This window comes from Sphaerisporangium sp. NPDC004334 (assembly GCF_053602655.1).
The window spans coordinates 103,779-121,564 of record NZ_JBSGDZ010000018.1 but is presented as its reverse complement, the minus strand read 5'-3'; the positions used below and the strand labels follow the sequence as shown (position 1 = coordinate 121,564).

Genomic DNA, 17,786 nt, shown 5'->3' with positions numbered 1-17,786 from the left:
GCCCCGCGTCCAACCGCCGCCCCCGCTCGTGCGCTTCGGGCGGCGCCGCGGATCACCGCCGTCAGGGCGCTGCCGTGGCTTAGGTCGCCGTCCGAAATCCAGACTCGCAGGGCGTGCTCTAGCCATGCAGATTATGCAGCGGACGAAGAGAGTCGGCGCAGGCGCGCGAGCTCAGGCGCTCATCCGGCCGCGCCAGCGCGCCAGGATTTCCGCGTCACGGCCGGCCTCATCGGCCTGATCGGCCAGCAGACGGTCCTCAGTGACCGCGAAGGGCAGCCATTGCTCATAGTCAGGGTCGGTGGGGCGCACATCGCGGGTGCCGTCGACACAGAGACCGTCGACCGTCTTCGCCCAGGGCACGCGGAGCACGCCACCCGGCAGCATGATCACGCTCATATACGCTCCCTGCTGACGCGAACCCTCACGTCCCGTCTCGAGCATAGCGTTGTCGCTGCGCAACACCCAGCGCTGTCGCTCATCTCCGGCCCCTCAGCCGATCTCATAGCTGCGAGAAAGCCAACGGTAGACCTGTTCAGCGGCCAATTCGTCTCCCAGCAGCGCGATCAGACGACTCACCCGCCTGGTCAGCACGCACGCGAAACACTCGGCGAACAGCTCACCCACATCATCGCGGTAAGGCCGCGACAACTCGGCACGGCGCTCGCGATGCAGGTCCAACCAGAACCTGGTGCGCGAAGGAAGACCATCCATATGGTCGGTAGCGTGCCCAAGCTCATGCCCCGTCACGCTCACGCTGGGCGAGGGCACAGTGCCGACGCCGATCCGCCGCCGGTCGGGGTCGTACACACCGGCGCTGCGCTCCCATAGCCCCTCTTGCACCGGCAGCGAGACCTGCCGCAGCGCCTCAAACCCGGAAAGGTCCGGCACCGAACCAACACCGATCACGATCCCCCCGGTGAGATGAACCGCCAGCCGGGTCGCCAGTGCCTGCGGAACCGCGGCGAGCGTCATCACCGCCAGCAGTGCTTCCGCGGGAGGGAAGGTATCCGAGGCCCACGCGCGGGTAAGCCGGTTCTCCAGCGGGCCGACATGTAACCAGCCGGGACGTCCCCTACTTCGGCCGGCCACCGTCAATCCCCGTTTCGCCTGGAGGGCAAGTCCTGATCCGGATCACGATAGCGGCTCGCAGGCCCGCTGTTCCCCGCCCGCCCTTGCCGAGCGGCACCCGCCGCATAACAGTCGCCGGGTCTATTCGGTCATCTGCACGAGGGATGTGCGGGCCGAGGCGGCCGGCAAGGAGTTGCGCCACCGCCCGGGGGCGTCGAGGGCCTGGACGGTCGAGGGCGCGCAAAAGCGTGCGCACCGTGACTGGGGAAGTCACGGCCCGCACGCCAGGTGGCAGGTGTGTCGGGGCATGAGCAGCAACCGAGCGGCCAGTGACGTTAAGGAGCCCGGCGGGCCCGCTTAGGGTCTCGCTCGGCGGCGAGCCAGCCAGGAAGTCCGACCTCGCCCGCGACGAGCTGTGCCGTTACGTGCGCGGCCTGCCCGTCGCTCCTGCTTCGGCGGTGCCGCGCCGTGCGGGGGAGGGAACGACGGCTCTGAGCGTGGGCCACGCCAGCAGCGCCAAGGCCGCGGCGAGTGCCGCCACGGCCAGCATGGCGCCCGGCAGCCCGGTCGCCTGCGCCCAGTGCCCCACATACACCGGCCCGGCGAGGTAGCCGAGATAGGCCAAGGTGGACACGACCGAGGTGGCGGCACCGCGGGCCGCGGCGGGGACGTTGGCGGTGGCCAGGGCGAGCACGGTGGGGAAGAGCACGGCGGTGCCGACGGCGGCCAGGGCCAGCCCGAGCAGAGCCAGAGGGAGAGACGCGGTGAGGGCGAGCAGGGACGTCCCCGCCGCGGAGATCACCGCGCCGGCGGTGAGGACGATCCAGGCGCGCCGGGTCTTCACCGCGCTGATCGCGAAGCGGGTGAGCGAGACGGCAAGTGCGAAGACCGCAGGTCCGGCGCCGACCAGCGCGGGTCCAGCGTGCACGGTATCGGCGAGGTAGACGGCGCTCCAGCTCTGGTGAGCGTTCTCGACTGCGAATCCAAGCGCACCGAGTCCGCCCGCGACAAGCAGGAGCGGCAGATGAGCGCGCAGACCCGGTCGGCTGTGCGCGGTTGAGGTACGGTCGTGATCGTGACGGCCGGAATCGGCCTGCGTGCGATCGTCGGTGACGATGGCGGCGCTCACAGCGCTGGCGGCGAGCAGGACCAGCAAGTACGGCACGACCACGGGCAGGCCGGCGGCGTTCAGCAGCCCGGTGATGAGGCTCGTCGCGACCACGGCCAAGGAGAAGAAGCCGTGCGCCCTGGTGATGACCGGACGGCCATTGGCCCGTTCGACGGAGCCGGCCGCCGCGTTGATCGTCACGTCCGCAGCGCCGGACGACGCGCCGAGAACCGCCAGTCCCACGGATAAGGCAAGCAGGTCGCGAGCGGTGACGGCCACGGCGATGCCGGCGATGCCGAGCGACGTGAGCGTGATCGCCGTGACGCGATGCCCCCACCGGTCTACGGCCCTGCCCGCAAGAGGCATTGCGGGCAGGGCGCCGACGGCGATGAACAGCAGCGCCGTGCCGAGTTGGCCATCAGTCAGCCCGGCCTGGTCGCGGATGGCAGGCACGGACGCACCCCACACGCCCCAGAACGCGCCGAAGACAGTGAATCCCGCGTACGGCACCCAGGCTCGGATGTGACCGCGATCGGTGCCTACTCGTGTATCGATACACATGCAGTGTAACGATACACAAGATAGGGTGAGGCATGGCCAAAGACCCTTCTCAGCCCCGGCCGACCATGGCGGAGGTGGCCCGCGCGGCGAAGGTCTCGGTGATGACCGTCTCCTACACCTACGCCCAGCCTGATCGCGTCTCCGAACGCACCCGGGCCAGGGTCCGCGAAGCCGCTGCCCGCTTGGGATACCCCGGCCCTCATCCGGGGGCCCGCTGGCTGCGCCGGGGACGGACCGGCAGCCTCGGGGTGGTGCTTGGCGAGCACCTCACCTACGCCTTCGAGGACCCCCAGGCCACCCGGTTCCTGGCCGGCGTCGCCGAGGTCTGCGTCAGTCACGGCCTGGGGCTCACGATCGTGCCCATCACCGGGGCGCCCTCGGACACCGACCGGGTCGCCGAGGCCGCGGTGGACGGTTTCGTCGTCTGGACGACCAGCGACGACGACCCCGTGCTGCCAGCGGTGGCCGCCACCGGTCTCCCCGCCGTCGTGCACGGCGGACCACACCACCGGGACCTGCCGATCGTGGCCATCGACGACCGTGCCGCAGCCCGCGCCGTCGCCACCGAGGCCCTCGCCGGCGCCCGGCGGCCGATGGTGCTCAGTTTCCCGCTCGATCGCGCCAGGACGCCGGGGGTCCACAACGGGCTGGATCCGGCCGAGGCGACTTTCCGCGTGACCCGTGAGCGCCTGCGCGGAGTCCGTGACGCCTGGGAGGCGGTTGGCGGCCGCTGGCCGCAGGTGCGGGTCGCGGTGTGCGCACGCAACAGCGCGCGCGAGGCCGACTCCCTGGCCACGGCGTTCCTAAAGGGGGCGGACGCGCCGGACGCTGTCATGGCCATGAGCGATGAGCTCGCCCTGGGCCTGATGCGAGCGGCCGCCCATGCCGGTCTCGCCATCCCCGGCGACCTCGCCGTCACCGGCTGGGACGGCACCGACGCGGCCGCCGCCGCCGGGCTGACGACCGTCGCGCAGGACCTGCGCGCCCAGGGAGCCCGCTGCGCGCAGTTGGTCCTAGGCGAGGAAGCGGCAGCTGAGACCGATCCGATCGAATGGCGCCTGGTCCTGCGCGACTCCACCCGGCGATGACCACGGTCAGCGCGCGCTCCGAGCAGGGGACCTGGCCCGACCGGGTCCGGCTTCCTCTGGCGGCTGCAGTGATAGCGCCAAAGTCCGGTCTGATCCTCCCCGAAGGCCTTTAGCTCGGTGCCGTGCCGGGAGGACGTCGATTGCCTGCTCCGCCACCGGCCGTTCCGTCTGCGGGCCACGCACCGCACTCGCTGTGTCGGCCTGGAGTTGCCGCCGCACAAGTCCATGAGCTGACCCGGCGGCTCTGGGCGGGGTACCGTTTTGCAGTGGCGAAGTACCGGGGCCGCAGATCCCGGCCGAGTACCCCTGGCGTCAGCCGGTCCGGTGACCCTCGACGCCGCGCGATGGCGCAGAAGGTTGCCGAGCACAGCGACCGGGTCGAGCGTGCGGCGGCGCGCATTGGCGGGGTGGTGGCCTACCGGGCGCCCTCTGACCCGATGCAGGTCCCGACTCTGTTGCCGTTGTTCATGGACGTGGCTGCGGCCGAGTGGCTGGCACCGGCCGAACGGTGCCTGGACGACTGCATGATTCTGCTGCACGCCTACGCCCAGTTCGCCATCCCGGCGCAGGTACGGGCGGCGGAACTCGTCGTCACCGACACCGTGAACAAGTCCAGCGTCACCCATGGCAGCCTGATCCCGCGATGGGAAGATGACATGATCCACGGGCACACCGTGGTGTGGCTGCCGACTCTGAGGCATCTGGTCGACGTCACTGCCGAGCAGTTCAGCGAGATCGCCGTCCTGCAGGAGGGGCCGATCGTCGCCGATGCCATCAGTAGGCGCCGTGGGGACGGCGCGCCGGAACATATCGTGGTCAAGCGTGGCAACCTGCGGCTGACCTACACGCTGGCACCGGAGCAAACAACCGCCGTCCTACTGGATCACCCGGTGCCGCGCGCCAGCGCGGCGAGCTACCGCCGCCGTGGTGTCAACGTAGCTTCAGCGGTAGTCAGCATCCTGGTCAGCTCTCTGCCTGAGGAACGCGTCCGGTTGATCCCGCACAAGCGGGTTGCCGCCCTGGTTGAGGCCGTACGTGACCTGCCAGAACATGAGACCCCCACGAAGGATCGGCGTTTCTTGCTTCCCGGCCCGGATGGAGATCAGCTCATGGTGCAGCTTGATCAGATTCCGCTTCCTGCCGGGACTCCGCCGGTTGCCGTGCCGGATTGCCCCAAGGTGAGGAGCTGATCGGTCGGTATGGGCATGCCGGGAGAACTCTTGAGTATGACGGGATGGCGTCATGCGACCAGGGCCGGAAGTTCTGCACTGGGCCATGGACACGAAGGGCGCGAAGGTGATTCCCTGGCTGGGCGCGCAAGACTTCCCCGAGCTGCGGCGTGGGCCGCTGTTGAGGCGCTATGCGTGGCAGGCGCAGACCGAGGATCCGGTGGCACTGGCCGCACTGGCCGCACTGGTAGCAGCGCGTTGTACGCGCCCCTGCATGATGGCAGCCGCCGGCGTCGAGGTCACATCCGATCGCCTGGCCGTCCCCGGTGACGACGGCCGCTTCCACCTGCAGGTGGCAGGACGATTCATCTGCGCAGATCCCTGGCCCGGACGTCGTCGACCCGCCGCCGCAGCGGTACCCCACCGACAGTGGTGCTCCTGGTGGACCGCTGATGGGCACCACTACCGGGTCAATCCGCCTCGGGAGGTCGAGATGGACACCGGACACCACGGATCGCCCGAGGTCCGCTGGGCGGTCGTGCCCATCGGAGATCCCAGCGACCCCGCATTGGTGCCCAAACGCCGGCGCTGCCCCAGCCGGGAGGCCCACGGTGACTGGCCGCCCTATCACGGCGCCCTCCTGGCGCCCATCGTTGATGCCCTCACCACAGCACTGGGTGCGACCTGCCAGGCGTGCAGGGCAGCACTCGGCGTCTTCGTCGACCATGACCCGGCCACGATGCTGGTCCGCGGGCTGGTCTGCCGCCATTGCAACACCCATCTGGAGGAATGCCCACACCTCACCGGGTGCCGGTGGGGTGACTACCTCAACAATCCACCGGCCGCGCCACTGGGCCTGCGCTATCCACGGGCAGCCGTGAGCCGAATAGCCAGCGGATCGATCAGCCGACCAACTCGGTGAAGTCCGGTGCCAGTGAATGAGCGGTGCGCCATCGCCAAGGCGAGTACCGGCGAGGATCAACTGACGCGCGCCGCAGTGGGCGATTACCTACAAGCCGCTCCCACCGAGAAGATCATCAGGCTTGTGCCGGACGGGGAACATCGTCGTACCTACCGTACTCAAGCCGGTCGAGCTCGGCGTCACCCTCGGGGTGGAACCGCGCGCCGATGTGCTGCCCTGGGGGCAGGCGGTGCAGGTCGGCCGGGTCGGGGGACTTGTAGGGGTGTCGGTAAGAAACGTGTCATCAAGCCCAAACGAGCATGTTTGTGCAGCTCAGCCGGGTGAGCCATAGAGGGGTCGCCGTAGTACTCGCCGGAAATCGGGCGGATACCGCTGACCTGCGGTGAGCTTGTGTCAGGTTCTGGTCGGGAGCGTGGTGAACTCGGCGTGGGCCTGGTCGACGGCTTCGGGGTAAGCCTGCGTCTTGGCGTGCTCGGCGAGGGCGCGGTAGATGCTGGCCAGGCTCGGGTTCTTTCCTCTGCGCTTGCCGGTGGGGATGATCAGGTCGGGGCGGATGTCCTCTACCGACTCGCCGCTTGCGCGGCGGCGCAGCACGGTGTGCAGCATGTCGTCGGTGATGACCGGTGGCCGGCCGCCGTGGTGTCCCTTGCGTGCGGCGGCGTTGAGTCCTTCGAGGGTGGCTTCGCGGATATTCTCGCGTTCGGTCTCGGCCATCGCGGCGAAGAACGCGAACAGCACCCGCCCGGTGCCGGTCGGGTCGTAGATGCCGGTCAGCGGGCCGGCGAGCATTTCTAGGGCGATGCCGTGCGCGGTGAGGTGGTCGGCCAGCGCGGTGAGTTCGGCTGAGTCGCGGCCCAGGCGTTTCATCTCGTACACGGTGAGGATGACCCGGCAGTGCGGGGCATGGGCCTTGACCTGGCGGCACGCCTCCAGAGCGGCCTCGAACTGAGGCCGTACCCGTACGCGGGTGGAGACCTTCTCGGCGAAGATCTTCTCGCGGGGGATCCCGTGTGCGGCCAAGGCGTCGAGCTGGGACTGGAGTTCTTGGGTGAGGTGGGAGCAGCGGGCGTAGCCGACGCGGATGTCGGTGGCCGGGGTGTCGGTGGCGATCGGCGCCGGCGGTGGGGTGCCCGGCCGCCATAGCTGTCCTGGCCCGCGGTCGGCCGGGGTCGGCACGCGCAGCAGTTTCGCCAGCCGCGGCACCTTGGTGAACCGGCCGGTGTGGTAAGTCCCGGCGACCGTGCCGGAGCGCGACCGGCACGGCGAGCCGGGCTCGACCGCGCAGCGCGGGCACGGGTGCCGTTCCACCTCATCGGCGTCGGACATGGCGGCGGGTCCCGGCTTGCTCATGCCGAGATCTTCTCACAAACATCTCGCAGAACAGCTTGCGCCGGTTGTTGGGTGAGAACGGGTTCTGAGAAGAGATCCGGTGCCTGCCGCCCGCCAGCGACGCCATGTTGATCTTTCTCTCAGAATGGGCCGTTTACGAGACCAATACTCCTACGACGAAGACGCAGCAACCATCGAGCCATGATCACGGAAGTTCTCGCATTACGATCCGGGCTTCACGTACGGCGGTCAACGCATAGCCCGGCGTGCGGTCGAACTCCACATGCCGTAGGCGGGAGCCCTGCCTGGCAGGCGAGCAGGAAAACTGGTCGCCGACGCGTTGTGGGCGCAACGGTCGCCCGAGTTCGGCGGTGAAGACGTAACCGCTGTCGCCGCTGTTGTAGCGGTGCAGGAGGTCCCCGAGGGCATCGGTGCGTTCGTCATCGCCGGCGTAGGGCCGTAGGGGGCCCATTTCTCTACAGGCGCCCGACGGCATCGAATCGATCCGTTTAACTGTGCAAGTTCGACACAGCTCTGGATGGTCCTGAGCATGCCGATTCGATCTTGGAACCGTGTTCGAGGCGTCCAACGCAGCCTGAAAATCACATGACGTCTAGGACCGCGTGATCTCATCAGGCGTGATGGGAGCCAGTCGGCCGAGGTGATCCGAGCTCTGCAGAACCCTGAGCATTGACGGGTGGGAGCGTGGGCCTTATGTGTGATGTCGGCCATGCCGTCGAACCGATACGACGATCCCATTACGAGGAGACAGGATGCCCCCTCAAGCCGTCGGCTTTCGCCGGCGAACGGCGACGGCCTGAACGGCCGGGCGGTGGCGCCCGCGGAGGGGCGGCCGGACCCGGGAAGTGCCTCACACACGGGATTCACCCGAAAGGATTACCGATGAAGCGGAGCGACCCCTCCTCCCGTCCTCGACGTACGGCGAGCAGGTGGCCGGCTGTGGTGGCGGCCCTGCTGGTCGCGACGATCGGAACTCAGCCGGCTGTCGCGGCACAGCGGTCCGCGCCGTCGGAGTCCACCGCGTCGGAGTCCACCGCGACGGTTGCCGCGGCCGCTGGGGACATCGATGGATTCACCGCGGGCAATGCCGCGGTCGCTTCGGTCGATCTCGCCGGGACGTGGAGTTTCACGCCGGCGGGCCGGTCGGCGACGTCGATCAAGGTGCCCGGGGGTGGCTGGTACAAGCAGGGGTTCACCGATGTGTCGCAGGCGGTGTACTCGCGTACGGTGACGGTGCCGGACTCGGGGCAGCCGCAGTCGGCGTGGATCGAGTTCGGCGCCGTGAACCACCAGGCGACGTTGTCGGTGGACGGCCGGGTGGTCGCGACGCAGACCACGGCCTTCACTCCGTCGAAGTTCGACATCAGCGCCTACGCCGCGCCGGGCACCACTCATACGATCAGCGTCGACGTGAAGGGCCGCGGCGCGTTGAAGGCATCCAATGGCCGGTACCTGGTGCCCGACGCCGCCGAGTGGTCCGAGGCGGTCCCGCAGGGCATCTACCGTTCGGCGTTCCTGCGGGTGTATCCGGCCGTGTACGTCAGTGACACGTTCGTCCGCACGTCGGTGGCGAATCAGACCCTCGGCTACGACATGTGGGTGACCAACACCTCGGCCAGCGCTCGATCGGTGACGGTGACCGGCGAGCTGTCCTCGGATGGCGGCGGGACGTTCTCCTACCCGGCGCTGCCGTCGCGCACCGTGACCGTGGGGGCGCGGTCGACGGCCAAGGTGACGGTCGATTCGGTCGCGTGGAACCTCGGCAGCGCCTCGTACTGGTGGCCGAACGTGCCGTACCGGTCGGGGTACCGGGCCCAGCTTCACCGTCTGAAGGTTCACGCCGCGACCGACGATGGCCGGACGAGTGACGCGACGTACCGGTTCGGGTTCCGGGAGGCCACCCAGAACGGTGAGTACTACTACCTCAACGGCGTGCGCGTGAACTTCCGCGGCGACAACCTCCAGGGTGCCGACTACGACCGGATCAACAACGGCGGCAAGGGCGACGCCTTCGACACGCTGCCCGGATTCCTTCCGCCTTCGTCGGGCAACGGCGGCTGGCCGCAGGCCGTGGACAACTACCAGCGGCTCAACTACAACGTGGTGCGCGTCCACCAGGAGCCGGCCAGCCCGTACATGTTGGATGTCGCCGACGAGATGGGCCTGATGCTCATCGACGAGGTCGCGATCCGCGGCTCCCAGTCCGGGCAGGATTGGATCACCGGGCACGACAACATGGTCAACCACGCCCGTGCGCTGGTCCTGCGCGACCGCAACCACCCCGCGGTCATCCGCTGGAGTCAGAACAACGAGCCGAACCAGAGCGGCCAGGATTCCGAACAGTTCGAGAAGGACCTGTACGCGGCGATGAACGGCGCCGACGGCACCCGGCCGATCATTGCCGAGCTGGGGGTCGGCGCGAATCTCAACATGTATCCCGGGATGACGTACGCCAACTTCGCGGTGATCTCGCACTACGTCGACGGCTTCGGCAGGTACGGGGAGGGCCTGATCACCGTGAATGGGCGGCCCGACGGCGAGGGCGAGTACATCTGGCCGGCATGCAACACCAAGCAGGGCTTCGAGTGGTTCGCCACGGCGACCCTGGCCAAGCGCGGCAAGGGCGCCGCCGATCTGCGACCGTACACGCTGCTGTCCGCGTGGGCCGGTTTCGTGCCCGGCGTGCGTTCCACGGACTTCACCCCGGAGGAGGGCGGTCATCCGCTCTACGGCGTGGACAACCTCCCGGACCCCTGGAGCAACCCGCAGATCCAGCGCGTGCAGGCGGCGTTCAACCCGGTGGCGGCGGTCGACCTGCCGTTCTGGTCGGCCTCCGGCGCCTCGGACTCCAACGGCACCTTCCCTCTGCCGCAGGCCGTGCCCACCTACGCCCGGAACGCCACGGTCACCCGCAACATCACCGTCTTCAACGACGACTTCGCCGACACTTCGGTGGGCTTCACCTGGACGGCGCGGCTCGACGCGCCGGACGGCGCGGTCGTCGCGTCCGGAAGCACGACCCTGACCGTCCCGCTCGGCTCGCGGGTCACCCAGCCGGTGTCCTTCACCACCCCGGCCACCGGCAACCGCGTGTACCTGCAGCTGTCGACCACGAAGTCCGGTAGCCCCGTCTTCACCGACGCGGTGGAGTACTTCAACCTCGGCGGAGGCAGCGGGAGCGGACCCGCGCCGGGCACCTACCGCATCGTCAACCGCAACAGCGGCAAGCCGCTCGCTGTCGCGGGCAACTCCACCGCCGACGGTGCCAAGGTGGTCCAGCAGAGCGGCACCGCCACCTGGACCATCGCCACGACCTCCGACGGCTCCTACACCCTCAAGTACGTCCCGAGTGGAAAGATGCTCGACGTCAACGCCGGCAGCAGCACGGCCGGGCTGCAACTGCAGCAGTGGACGGCCAACGGCGGCACCAACCAGATGTGGTATCTGCGGTCCACCGGCAACGGCTACTACACCATCGTCAGCCGCAACAGCGGACTGGTGGCGGACGTCTCCGGTGCGTCGACGAGCGACGGGGCGCAGGTCGTGCAGTGGGCCGCCAACGGCGGGAACAACCAGCAGTGGCAACTGAACCAGAGCTGACCGGACGACCCGGTTGGCACCTGCCGCCGCGGAGTTGACCCGCTACCCCTGGCCGCCCGGCCCTGCGGCCAGGGGTAGCGGCGAGATGCCGACTCCGACCGTCGGCAAGCGACCACCACCGAGCACCTTGTCTCCGCTCCCATCGGTACGGGCCGGCAGACCACCGCAGTGAACGCATCGAACCGCCTCGCTCGCGAACTGGCCGTGCCCCCAGCAGAGCGGTCACCTCTTCGGTGCGACCGGTGAACGACGCCGAGGCGGCAGGCAACCCGGCCATCGCCGGAGTGATCTGCGCGGGCAGATGAAGGACCACGTGCTGGGCCTGGATCACCGTCACCAGGAACAACCTCCTGGTGATCTCATTGTGCGCACCCGGCGTACTGCTGACGGCCCGGCCGAACCCTCAGGCCCGGAGGCGGGGTCTGGCGCAGTGTCCCCGGCCTGCGGCGGCCCGGTACTGAGGGGCCGAAGGTGACCGGGCCGACCGAGCCGGACTGGATCACCGGGCCGCGGAAGTCCCCGCCGCTGATGTCGTTGCGCACCCCGGCCAGGCCGACATCGGAGCTCGGCGAGACAGGGGAAAGCGGCTCAGGGGACCGGGAGGGGGCCACGGGAGCGGCTGCCCCCCGGGGGCCGGCAGGTGGCAGTGGCTGGTTCGGACGGCCGGTGACCACACCGTAGACCGACAAGCACAACCCGGCCAGACCGAGGGAACACCCCGATCACACTGCGAGCTTGTCAGCCTCCTCCAGCCCGACCAACATGAAATACCCCCCAGGCCGGCCACGGCCACAACAGCCACGACCCCACCGGCCCACCTCGCAGCACATGGCGACATACCGTCATCATTCCGCTGCAGATAGATCAACGCGAGCGAACAACCGAATCGTGATCGCATCCACTCCCGGCCCCGGTCCAAGCCGCCACCACCGCAAGATCTTTTCGCTGGTAGCCCAGTGACAGAAGGCCGGTGCTTGGGCCTCGATGAGACCCGCACCGCCCGTCCGCCCGGATGGGCCTCCTGCGGGTCAAAACAAGGTGTCGCGCACGCGCAGCGGCCGGTACCCGGTGGGTCCGAGCTGGGCCAGTTCGCCTTCGATGTCGACCTCGATGGAACCAAAGAAGTTGATGTTAGCGCTGTGCGCCGGGGAGATGTGCGCCAGGACCTCCTCATCGATGCGCCGCCCGGCCGCCCGCATCGACTCCACCGCCAGGCCGTAGTACTCGGTCGTCCAGGCGACCACCGCGTTGGTGACCAGGGTCAGGCACCACGCCTGTTCGCTTTGCTGTTCCAGATGGCGGCCGCGGACGGTGCCCTCGTGGGCGTACAGCAGGTCGCGTTTGAGCGCGTGCAGCGACTCGCCCTTGTTGAGCTGGCGGGAGATCTTGCGCCGGTAGGCGGGGTCGGCCAGGTAGCGGGCGGCGTAGATGGTGCGGCGCAGCGCGCCGTACTCCTTCAGCGCCGCCGCCAGCGCGTTCTGCCGGCTGGATGCCGACAGTTTGCCGACCAGCAGGGACGCCGTGGCGTGGCCGAACTTCAGCGACCCGGCCAGCCTGAGCAGGTCGTCGTAGTGCTCGGCGATCAGGTCGGTGTTCAGCCGCCGGGTCAGCAGCGGGCCGGCGCGGGGGTAGTCTGCCTCGGCCTGTGCCCGTGGCCACGCCCGGTACAGGGTGATCTTTCCCAGGTCGCGGATGCGGGGTGACAGCTGTAATCCCAGCAGGTCGAACAGGGCGAAGTTGACCAGCGTCACCCCGTGGGTGTCGGTCGCGTGCTCGGTGATCGGGATGTCGGTCGCGTTGCCCAAGATCTCGTCCAGCACGTAGTGGGCCTCGCGGTTCGTCGCGACGATGATCTTCGTGCCGTAGGTGGTGTGCTGATCGGTCACATGGGTGTAGGTCGACAGGCCCTCGTGGGCGAAATACCTGCTCAACGCCCTGGCGGTGACCGACTTGCCGCGGGTGGGGAAGCGTTGCCCATCGCTGGAGGACAAGGTGCCGGCGCCGAACACCGCGGTGAGCGGCAGCCGCTGGTGGTAGCCGATGAGCGTCAGGTTGGCCGCGCGCAGGGTCTCCTCCCGCACGTACCACTCGCTGGTCCAGGCCAGCACGTCATAGGAGATCCCGCACGCATCCGCCATCCGGGTCAGCCCCAGGTTGGTGGAATGGCTGATCAGCACCGCGATCAGGTTGCGCCTCAACTCCGGGCTGCGGGCCTGTTTGCCGCCGGCGTGGGTGAAGCAATCCAGGTATCCGGTGCGTTTGTCCAGCTCGATCAGCAGCGACACGATCGGCGCGAACGGCAGCATCTCGGTCAGCTCGGCCTTCAGCGCGATCGCCTCCGCTGGCACATCCTCCGCGGTCAACGGCGAGATCACCAGCTCGCCCTCCGCATCCAGGCGCACCGGGCCATCCCCGGCGGCCAAGACCTCCTCCAGTTCCCCCAGCGCCTCACCCAGCTCCCGCTCGGCCTCGGCCATGGCGCTGGCCGCCTGGACGGGTTTGCCGACCAGCCGGCAGAACTCCGCCCGCTGCAAGGCCCACTGCCGCGGCGTCAGCAGGTAGGCCGCCGGGTCGCCGTACCGGCGCGAGCCCGGCACGAATACATCCCCGCTGCGCAGGCCGTCCCGCAAGGCCAACAAGGTGCACAACTCCCAGTAGTGCCGAAAGTCGCTGGCATTGCCGCCGGTGGCCGCCGTCTCCAGGTAGCCGCGCCACCGCGCGGGCACGAAGCCTTGCGGCGCGCCGGTGGGGACCCGGCGGGCACCGGAGGCGTTGAGTTCACCCAAGATGTCCACCGCTTTCAGCAGCTCCGCCGCGGTGGTGCCGCCGGCGAACCGCACCGTGGCCAGCACGTGCGGGGTGAACTGCCGCAGATACCCATACGAGCCCTTCAAGGCGGCCAGGTGCCCGTGATCGCGCGGCAGCCTGGGGGTGGCCTGCGCCAGCGCCGACCGCAGACGCGGCCACCCGACCCGCTCGCCACGGATCAGCCCGCCGACCTGGTCGTCGGGGATGGCGGGATCGGTGATGATCGCCAGCAGGTCGTCCAGCAGGGACTGCCGGTCCTCGCCCGCTCTGCCACGCTCGGCCAGCGCGTCGCGCATGGTGCGCTCGGCCTTGCTCTCCCGCGCGGAGACGGCCTGGTCGAACAACTGCACGACCTCATCCAGCACGTCGGTAGCCGACTGCGCCAGCACGGTCAGCAAGATCGGGTAGCGGCGCTGCGGATCGCGCCGTTGCAGCGCCTGTGCGGTCAACCGGCGGCCGACCGTGGCCAGGAACCGGCGCCGGCATCGGCGCCCACAGCGCGCAGGAACTCCAGCTTGGCGACCTCGGCCTTCACCGCGGCCGGGGAGGCCTCAACCGGGCCGGTGGACAACCACCGCAACCGGGTCGTCCCGACCTCAGGGTCGGTCACCAGCAGCCCGTCGAGCTGGTCGCACCGCTGCGGGGTGAACTCGTGCACCAGCCGGTCGAAGGTCTCCCGCTGCGCCTCAGCACGGGCGTGCGCGACCCGCTCCACCACGGTCACCGGACCAGGCCGGATCATCCGCGCCGAGATCAGATACTCACACGCCAGCCGGAACAACAGCGTCGGCGAATCGTGCTCCAACGCCCGCGCGAGCAGGAACTCATCCAGTTCCTTCAGCTCCACCGTCGTCGGCAGCCGCCACCCCAGATACCTCGCCACCAGTCGCAGATGCTCGGTTCGGGTCTTCGCCCGCCGGCCGTAGGACCGTAACTCGCCCGGATCGACACCCAGCCGGTTAACCAGCCTGGCCACCGCAACCGGCGGAGCCAACGACACCTTGTCCGGGACGAACCCCAGCCACGGCAACGTGCACAACGCAACCGCCAACCCCAGCCGGTCCGCCCGCCCCCGCCCCCGGCCAGGATCAACGAACGCGACATCAGCCGAGGTCAAGGTGAAGAACCGAAACAACTCCTCCCGGCCGATTTCCGGGAACCCCCGTAGACGCTCCAACTCCTCATCCGCAAACACCCGCGTCGCCACGAACGACCTCCAGCCAGGTCCCAAGACCACCAGCAAAGAAGCCATTCACCCATATCCGCCCGATTTCCGGCGAGTACTACGGCGACCCCTAGAGGACAGAACGTACAATCTGTCCCGTTACCATCCGGGTAGATCAGGGCGGGCCAGGCTCGCGCGAGCCGGCGGCAGAAGCTGGCAAGACCACCCCGGGAGCGTCCGCAGGCAGTCCGGTCGGTGGATGAGACCAGTCACCCACCGCACCGAACAACAGCCGGCCGCCGGCGAACTTCGCGTCGGCAAACCAGATCTCGCCGCCGACGAACATCGTCCCGTCGAACTCGACCTCGCCGTCCGTGAACTTCGCCCGTTCGAACCCGACGCGACTGCCAGAGAACCGCGCCCTGCGGAAACCGATACGGCTGCCGGAGAACTCCGCTGAGCGGAACAAGACCCAGCCGCCGGTGAATTTCGCCCCGTCAAACCCGACAGTGCCACCGGTGAATTTCGCCCCGGCGAAGGAGATGTGGCCGCCGGAGAACTCTGCTTCACGGAACACGGTCTCCCCGTCCGAGAACACCACTTCGTCGAACCGCACGACGCCTCCGGGAAAACGCGTGCGGCCGAAGCTCAGGCCGGTGGTGATGGTGACGCCGGTGAAGTCCAGGTCGGCGCCGTGCCAGGGGATGGGCGCGTCGGCCTTCAGGTGAGTGGTGATCAGGCGCCAGATGGTGGCGCGGACCTCCTCCATGGCCTGCCAGAGGGTATGGGCGTCGAGCTGGTCTGGGGCGGGCTGGGGGGGTTAGGGCATGCGCAGGTAGGCGCACAGCACGTCGATGCACATCTGCCGGCCGTCGGCCCAATCGTCAGCCAGGGCGGCCATGGCGTGCACGCCGGCCAGCCGTACCGCGGGCACCTCATGGCCGAGCTGGCCGGCGGCGGTGGTGAAACGCTCGTGGAACAGCTTGGCCTGCTCGCGGCTTTCCCCCGCCTCGGTGACACGCTGCTTGCGGTAGGCCACCACCAGCGCGACCACGCCACCGATTCCGGCCACCACGGCAAGGGAGAGTTTGACCACCTCCAGTACCTGATCCACCGTCGGCCGGGCGGCGCTCAAATCCAGCGGACCCAGCGCCGACAGTGCCACGGTGATCAGCAGCACCGCCCCGGCGGCGGCCGAGACAAGCGTGAGGGCTAGGGCGAGGCTGACCGGCATCAGCCGTACCGGTCGAGCGGCGCGCTGCTGTCGCCAGCGCGCCGTAGAAGAAACGCGGGCCGCCCTCAACTGACGAAAGACGCGGGTCGGCCTCGGGGGACGGGGCAGCAGAGGCGGCATAAGACCACGATGTCCCACTCCCGGCGAGGGTGCGGACAGAGCGGAGATTCTGTCCCGTTACCAGCCGGTCTCCCCGGCCAATGGCTGTACCGCCGCTCCTCAACCCCCGATCGATCGCGGTCGTGGGTCGGGGTTCACTGGTCAGTTCTGGTCGGTCTCGGCGCACAGGGCGCGGGCCTCGGTCTTGCCCTTGAACTGCTGGGCGGTCCAGCCCTTGCCGTCGGCCATGGGGGCGCTGGCGATCACCATGTCGTACAGGGTGCCGCCCCTGGCGTAGTGGAAGCTGTTGGCGAGGTAGCCGCCGTTGACCACCTGGGTGCCTTCGGGGCAGATGGCCTCGGAGGCATTGCCGTCTTCGCTGACGGGTCCGCGGACCACTTGCGGGGCCTCGGAGGAGGGCACGCACAGCGCGCGGGCCTGGACTTTGCCCTTGAGTAGGCGGGCGACCCAGCCGTTGCCGTCGTTGGTGGGTGCGCTGGAGATCACGGCGTCGTACATGTCGCCGCCGTTGGCGCGGTGCCAGGAGTGGGCGACGTAGCCGCCGCCCATGACCTTGGTGTCGCCCGGGCAGGTGGCCATGGAGTAGCCACCGTCTGCGCTGACCGGGCCGAGAACGACCTGCGGCGGCTGGATCCGGACCGGGGCCTGGGCGTCGGCGGCGGGGACCGCGCCGGCCAGCAACGGGACTAGGACGAGACCGGCCAGGGCGGCCCGGCGCGGGTGGCGGGGGACTAGGGAGGAGCGGGGGGAGGGGAGAGCGGGCATGGGAAACTTGCCTTCCTGCCAGGCGACTCTGTTTGGCACAGTATCGATCACCGATGAGACCGCTACCGATTGCGTCAGTGCGACTGCAGAAGTCCATGTGCTTGCTCGGGTGGCGCGGGGGCCCGAGTTTGATAAGCCTTTGACCAGCGCCGACTCGCTACTTTGAGGACTCACCGCACCCGAGTGGAGGGTCGTACTCGGGTGCCGGGGTGGGTCCGACCGGACCGCCCTGTTGTGATTGCTCACGGCAGGTTCCCGGCCGCACCCACCTCGGCACGCGTGAAGGGTCAGGGAACGATCACGTGGAAGGGTTCGTCGGAGGCGGCTCCGTTTGGTCGCGACCGGGACGGCCTTGGTCGCGTCGATGTCGGAATGGAGCTGGATGCAGTACTGGCCGGTACCGATCTTGCGGACGGCGGTGACGTCCTTGGAGCGCACCACGCCGCCGTCGGCGTTGACGACGGCGGCGGCGCGGGCGTAGGGGGCCTGAGCGCCGCCGATCGCCGCGTAGGCGGTGGCGCCGACGGTGACAGCGCCGATGGTCAGGGCGGAGGTCAGGGCGATGGTGGCGAGTTCGGCGCGCATACCTGCTCCTTGGGTAAGGGGACGACGGTCGTGGTTGATCGCTCACTTCCAACCGCCATCACGCACCGTAGCTATAGGACAACTTTAAGTAACTGCCCGTGAAGGTGAGGTCGCTCTTACCCGCCCGGCAACTACCAGGCGCAGGACGCCGCACATGAGCCGTGCGGCTGGCGTCGGCGTTCGGGGAGGTGACGGTTACCTGGCTCGCCATCGTCATTTGGCAATGCGCGATGTGATCCCCTG

13 protein-coding genes are annotated in these 17,786 nt (G+C 68.9%); 4 read left to right on the top strand and 9 right to left on the bottom strand.

Features of this window, described 5'->3' with window-relative positions:
* Window positions 1-171: 171 nt before the first annotated feature.
* From ACWEN6_RS24135 to ACWEN6_RS24125, 3 genes are all read right to left on the bottom strand, one after another.
* Window positions 172-396 carry a hypothetical protein gene (locus ACWEN6_RS24135; protein WP_452572959.1) on the bottom strand — a complete coding sequence of 75 codons (225 nt, stop codon included), beginning with the start codon at window positions 394-396 and terminating at the stop codon, window positions 172-174.
* Window positions 397-489: 93 nt separating this feature from the next.
* On the bottom strand, window positions 490-1,089 hold the full coding sequence (locus ACWEN6_RS24130) for a hypothetical protein (RefSeq protein WP_452572957.1): 600 nt from the start codon (window positions 1,087-1,089) through the stop codon (window positions 490-492).
* Between the two features lie 400 nt (window positions 1,090-1,489).
* Entirely contained in the window at window positions 1,490-2,686 is a 1,197-nt protein-coding gene (locus ACWEN6_RS24125) for an MFS transporter (protein WP_452572955.1), read from the bottom strand.
* 83 nt (window positions 2,687-2,769) lie between these two features.
* Between ACWEN6_RS24125 and ACWEN6_RS24120 the strand changes: the two genes are divergently transcribed.
* From ACWEN6_RS24120 to ACWEN6_RS24110, 3 genes are all read left to right on the top strand, one after another.
* Complete coding sequence (locus ACWEN6_RS24120) at window positions 2,770-3,825, top strand: LacI family DNA-binding transcriptional regulator (RefSeq protein WP_452572953.1); 1,056 nt, start codon at window positions 2,770-2,772, stop codon at window positions 3,823-3,825.
* Window positions 3,826-4,169: 344 nt separating this feature from the next.
* Entirely contained in the window at window positions 4,170-5,015 is an 846-nt protein-coding gene (locus ACWEN6_RS24115; protein ID WP_452572951.1) for a hypothetical protein, read from the top strand.
* Window positions 5,016-5,100: 85 nt separating this feature from the next.
* On the top strand, window positions 5,101-5,916 hold the full coding sequence (locus ACWEN6_RS24110) for an endonuclease domain-containing protein (protein WP_452572949.1): 816 nt from the start codon (window positions 5,101-5,103) through the stop codon (window positions 5,914-5,916).
* A gap of 393 nt (window positions 5,917-6,309) precedes the next feature.
* Here the strand turns inward: ACWEN6_RS24110 and ACWEN6_RS24105 are convergent, their stop codons facing one another.
* Window positions 6,310-7,266 carry a recombinase family protein gene (locus tag ACWEN6_RS24105; RefSeq protein ID WP_452572947.1) on the bottom strand — a complete coding sequence of 319 codons (957 nt, stop codon included), beginning with the start codon at window positions 7,264-7,266 and terminating at the stop codon, window positions 6,310-6,312.
* Between the two features lie 882 nt (window positions 7,267-8,148).
* Between ACWEN6_RS24105 and ACWEN6_RS24100 the strand changes: the two genes are divergently transcribed.
* Window positions 8,149-10,866: an RICIN domain-containing protein gene (locus ACWEN6_RS24100; RefSeq protein WP_452572945.1), complete on the top strand. Its 2,718-nt coding sequence runs from the start codon at window positions 8,149-8,151 to the stop codon at window positions 10,864-10,866.
* Window positions 10,867-11,894: 1,028 nt separating this feature from the next.
* Here ACWEN6_RS24100 and ACWEN6_RS24095 read toward each other — a convergent pair.
* From ACWEN6_RS24095 to ACWEN6_RS24075, 5 genes are all read right to left on the bottom strand, one after another.
* Window positions 11,895-14,123 (bottom strand): Tn3 family transposase, encoded by a 2,229-nt coding sequence (locus ACWEN6_RS24095; protein ID WP_452572943.1) that lies wholly within the window; start codon window positions 14,121-14,123, stop codon window positions 11,895-11,897.
* Window positions 14,120-14,881 carry a DUF4158 domain-containing protein gene (locus tag ACWEN6_RS24090; RefSeq protein ID WP_452572941.1) on the bottom strand — a complete coding sequence of 254 codons (762 nt, stop codon included), beginning with the start codon at window positions 14,879-14,881 and terminating at the stop codon, window positions 14,120-14,122. Before ACWEN6_RS24090 ends, ACWEN6_RS24095 begins: the two co-directional genes overlap by 4 nt.
* Before the next feature lie 133 nt (window positions 14,882-15,014).
* A complete protein-coding gene (locus ACWEN6_RS24085) occupies window positions 15,015-15,608 on the bottom strand; it encodes a hypothetical protein (protein ID WP_452572939.1) in 594 nt (197 codons plus the stop codon).
* A gap of 51 nt (window positions 15,609-15,659) precedes the next feature.
* Window positions 15,660-16,073: a hypothetical protein gene (locus ACWEN6_RS24080; protein WP_452572937.1), complete on the bottom strand. Its 414-nt coding sequence runs from the start codon at window positions 16,071-16,073 to the stop codon at window positions 15,660-15,662.
* A 261-nt stretch (window positions 16,074-16,334) separates the two neighbouring features.
* Window positions 16,335-16,958: a hypothetical protein gene (locus ACWEN6_RS24075; protein WP_452572935.1), complete on the bottom strand. Its 624-nt coding sequence runs from the start codon at window positions 16,956-16,958 to the stop codon at window positions 16,335-16,337.
* Window positions 16,959-17,786 lie beyond the last annotated feature (828 nt).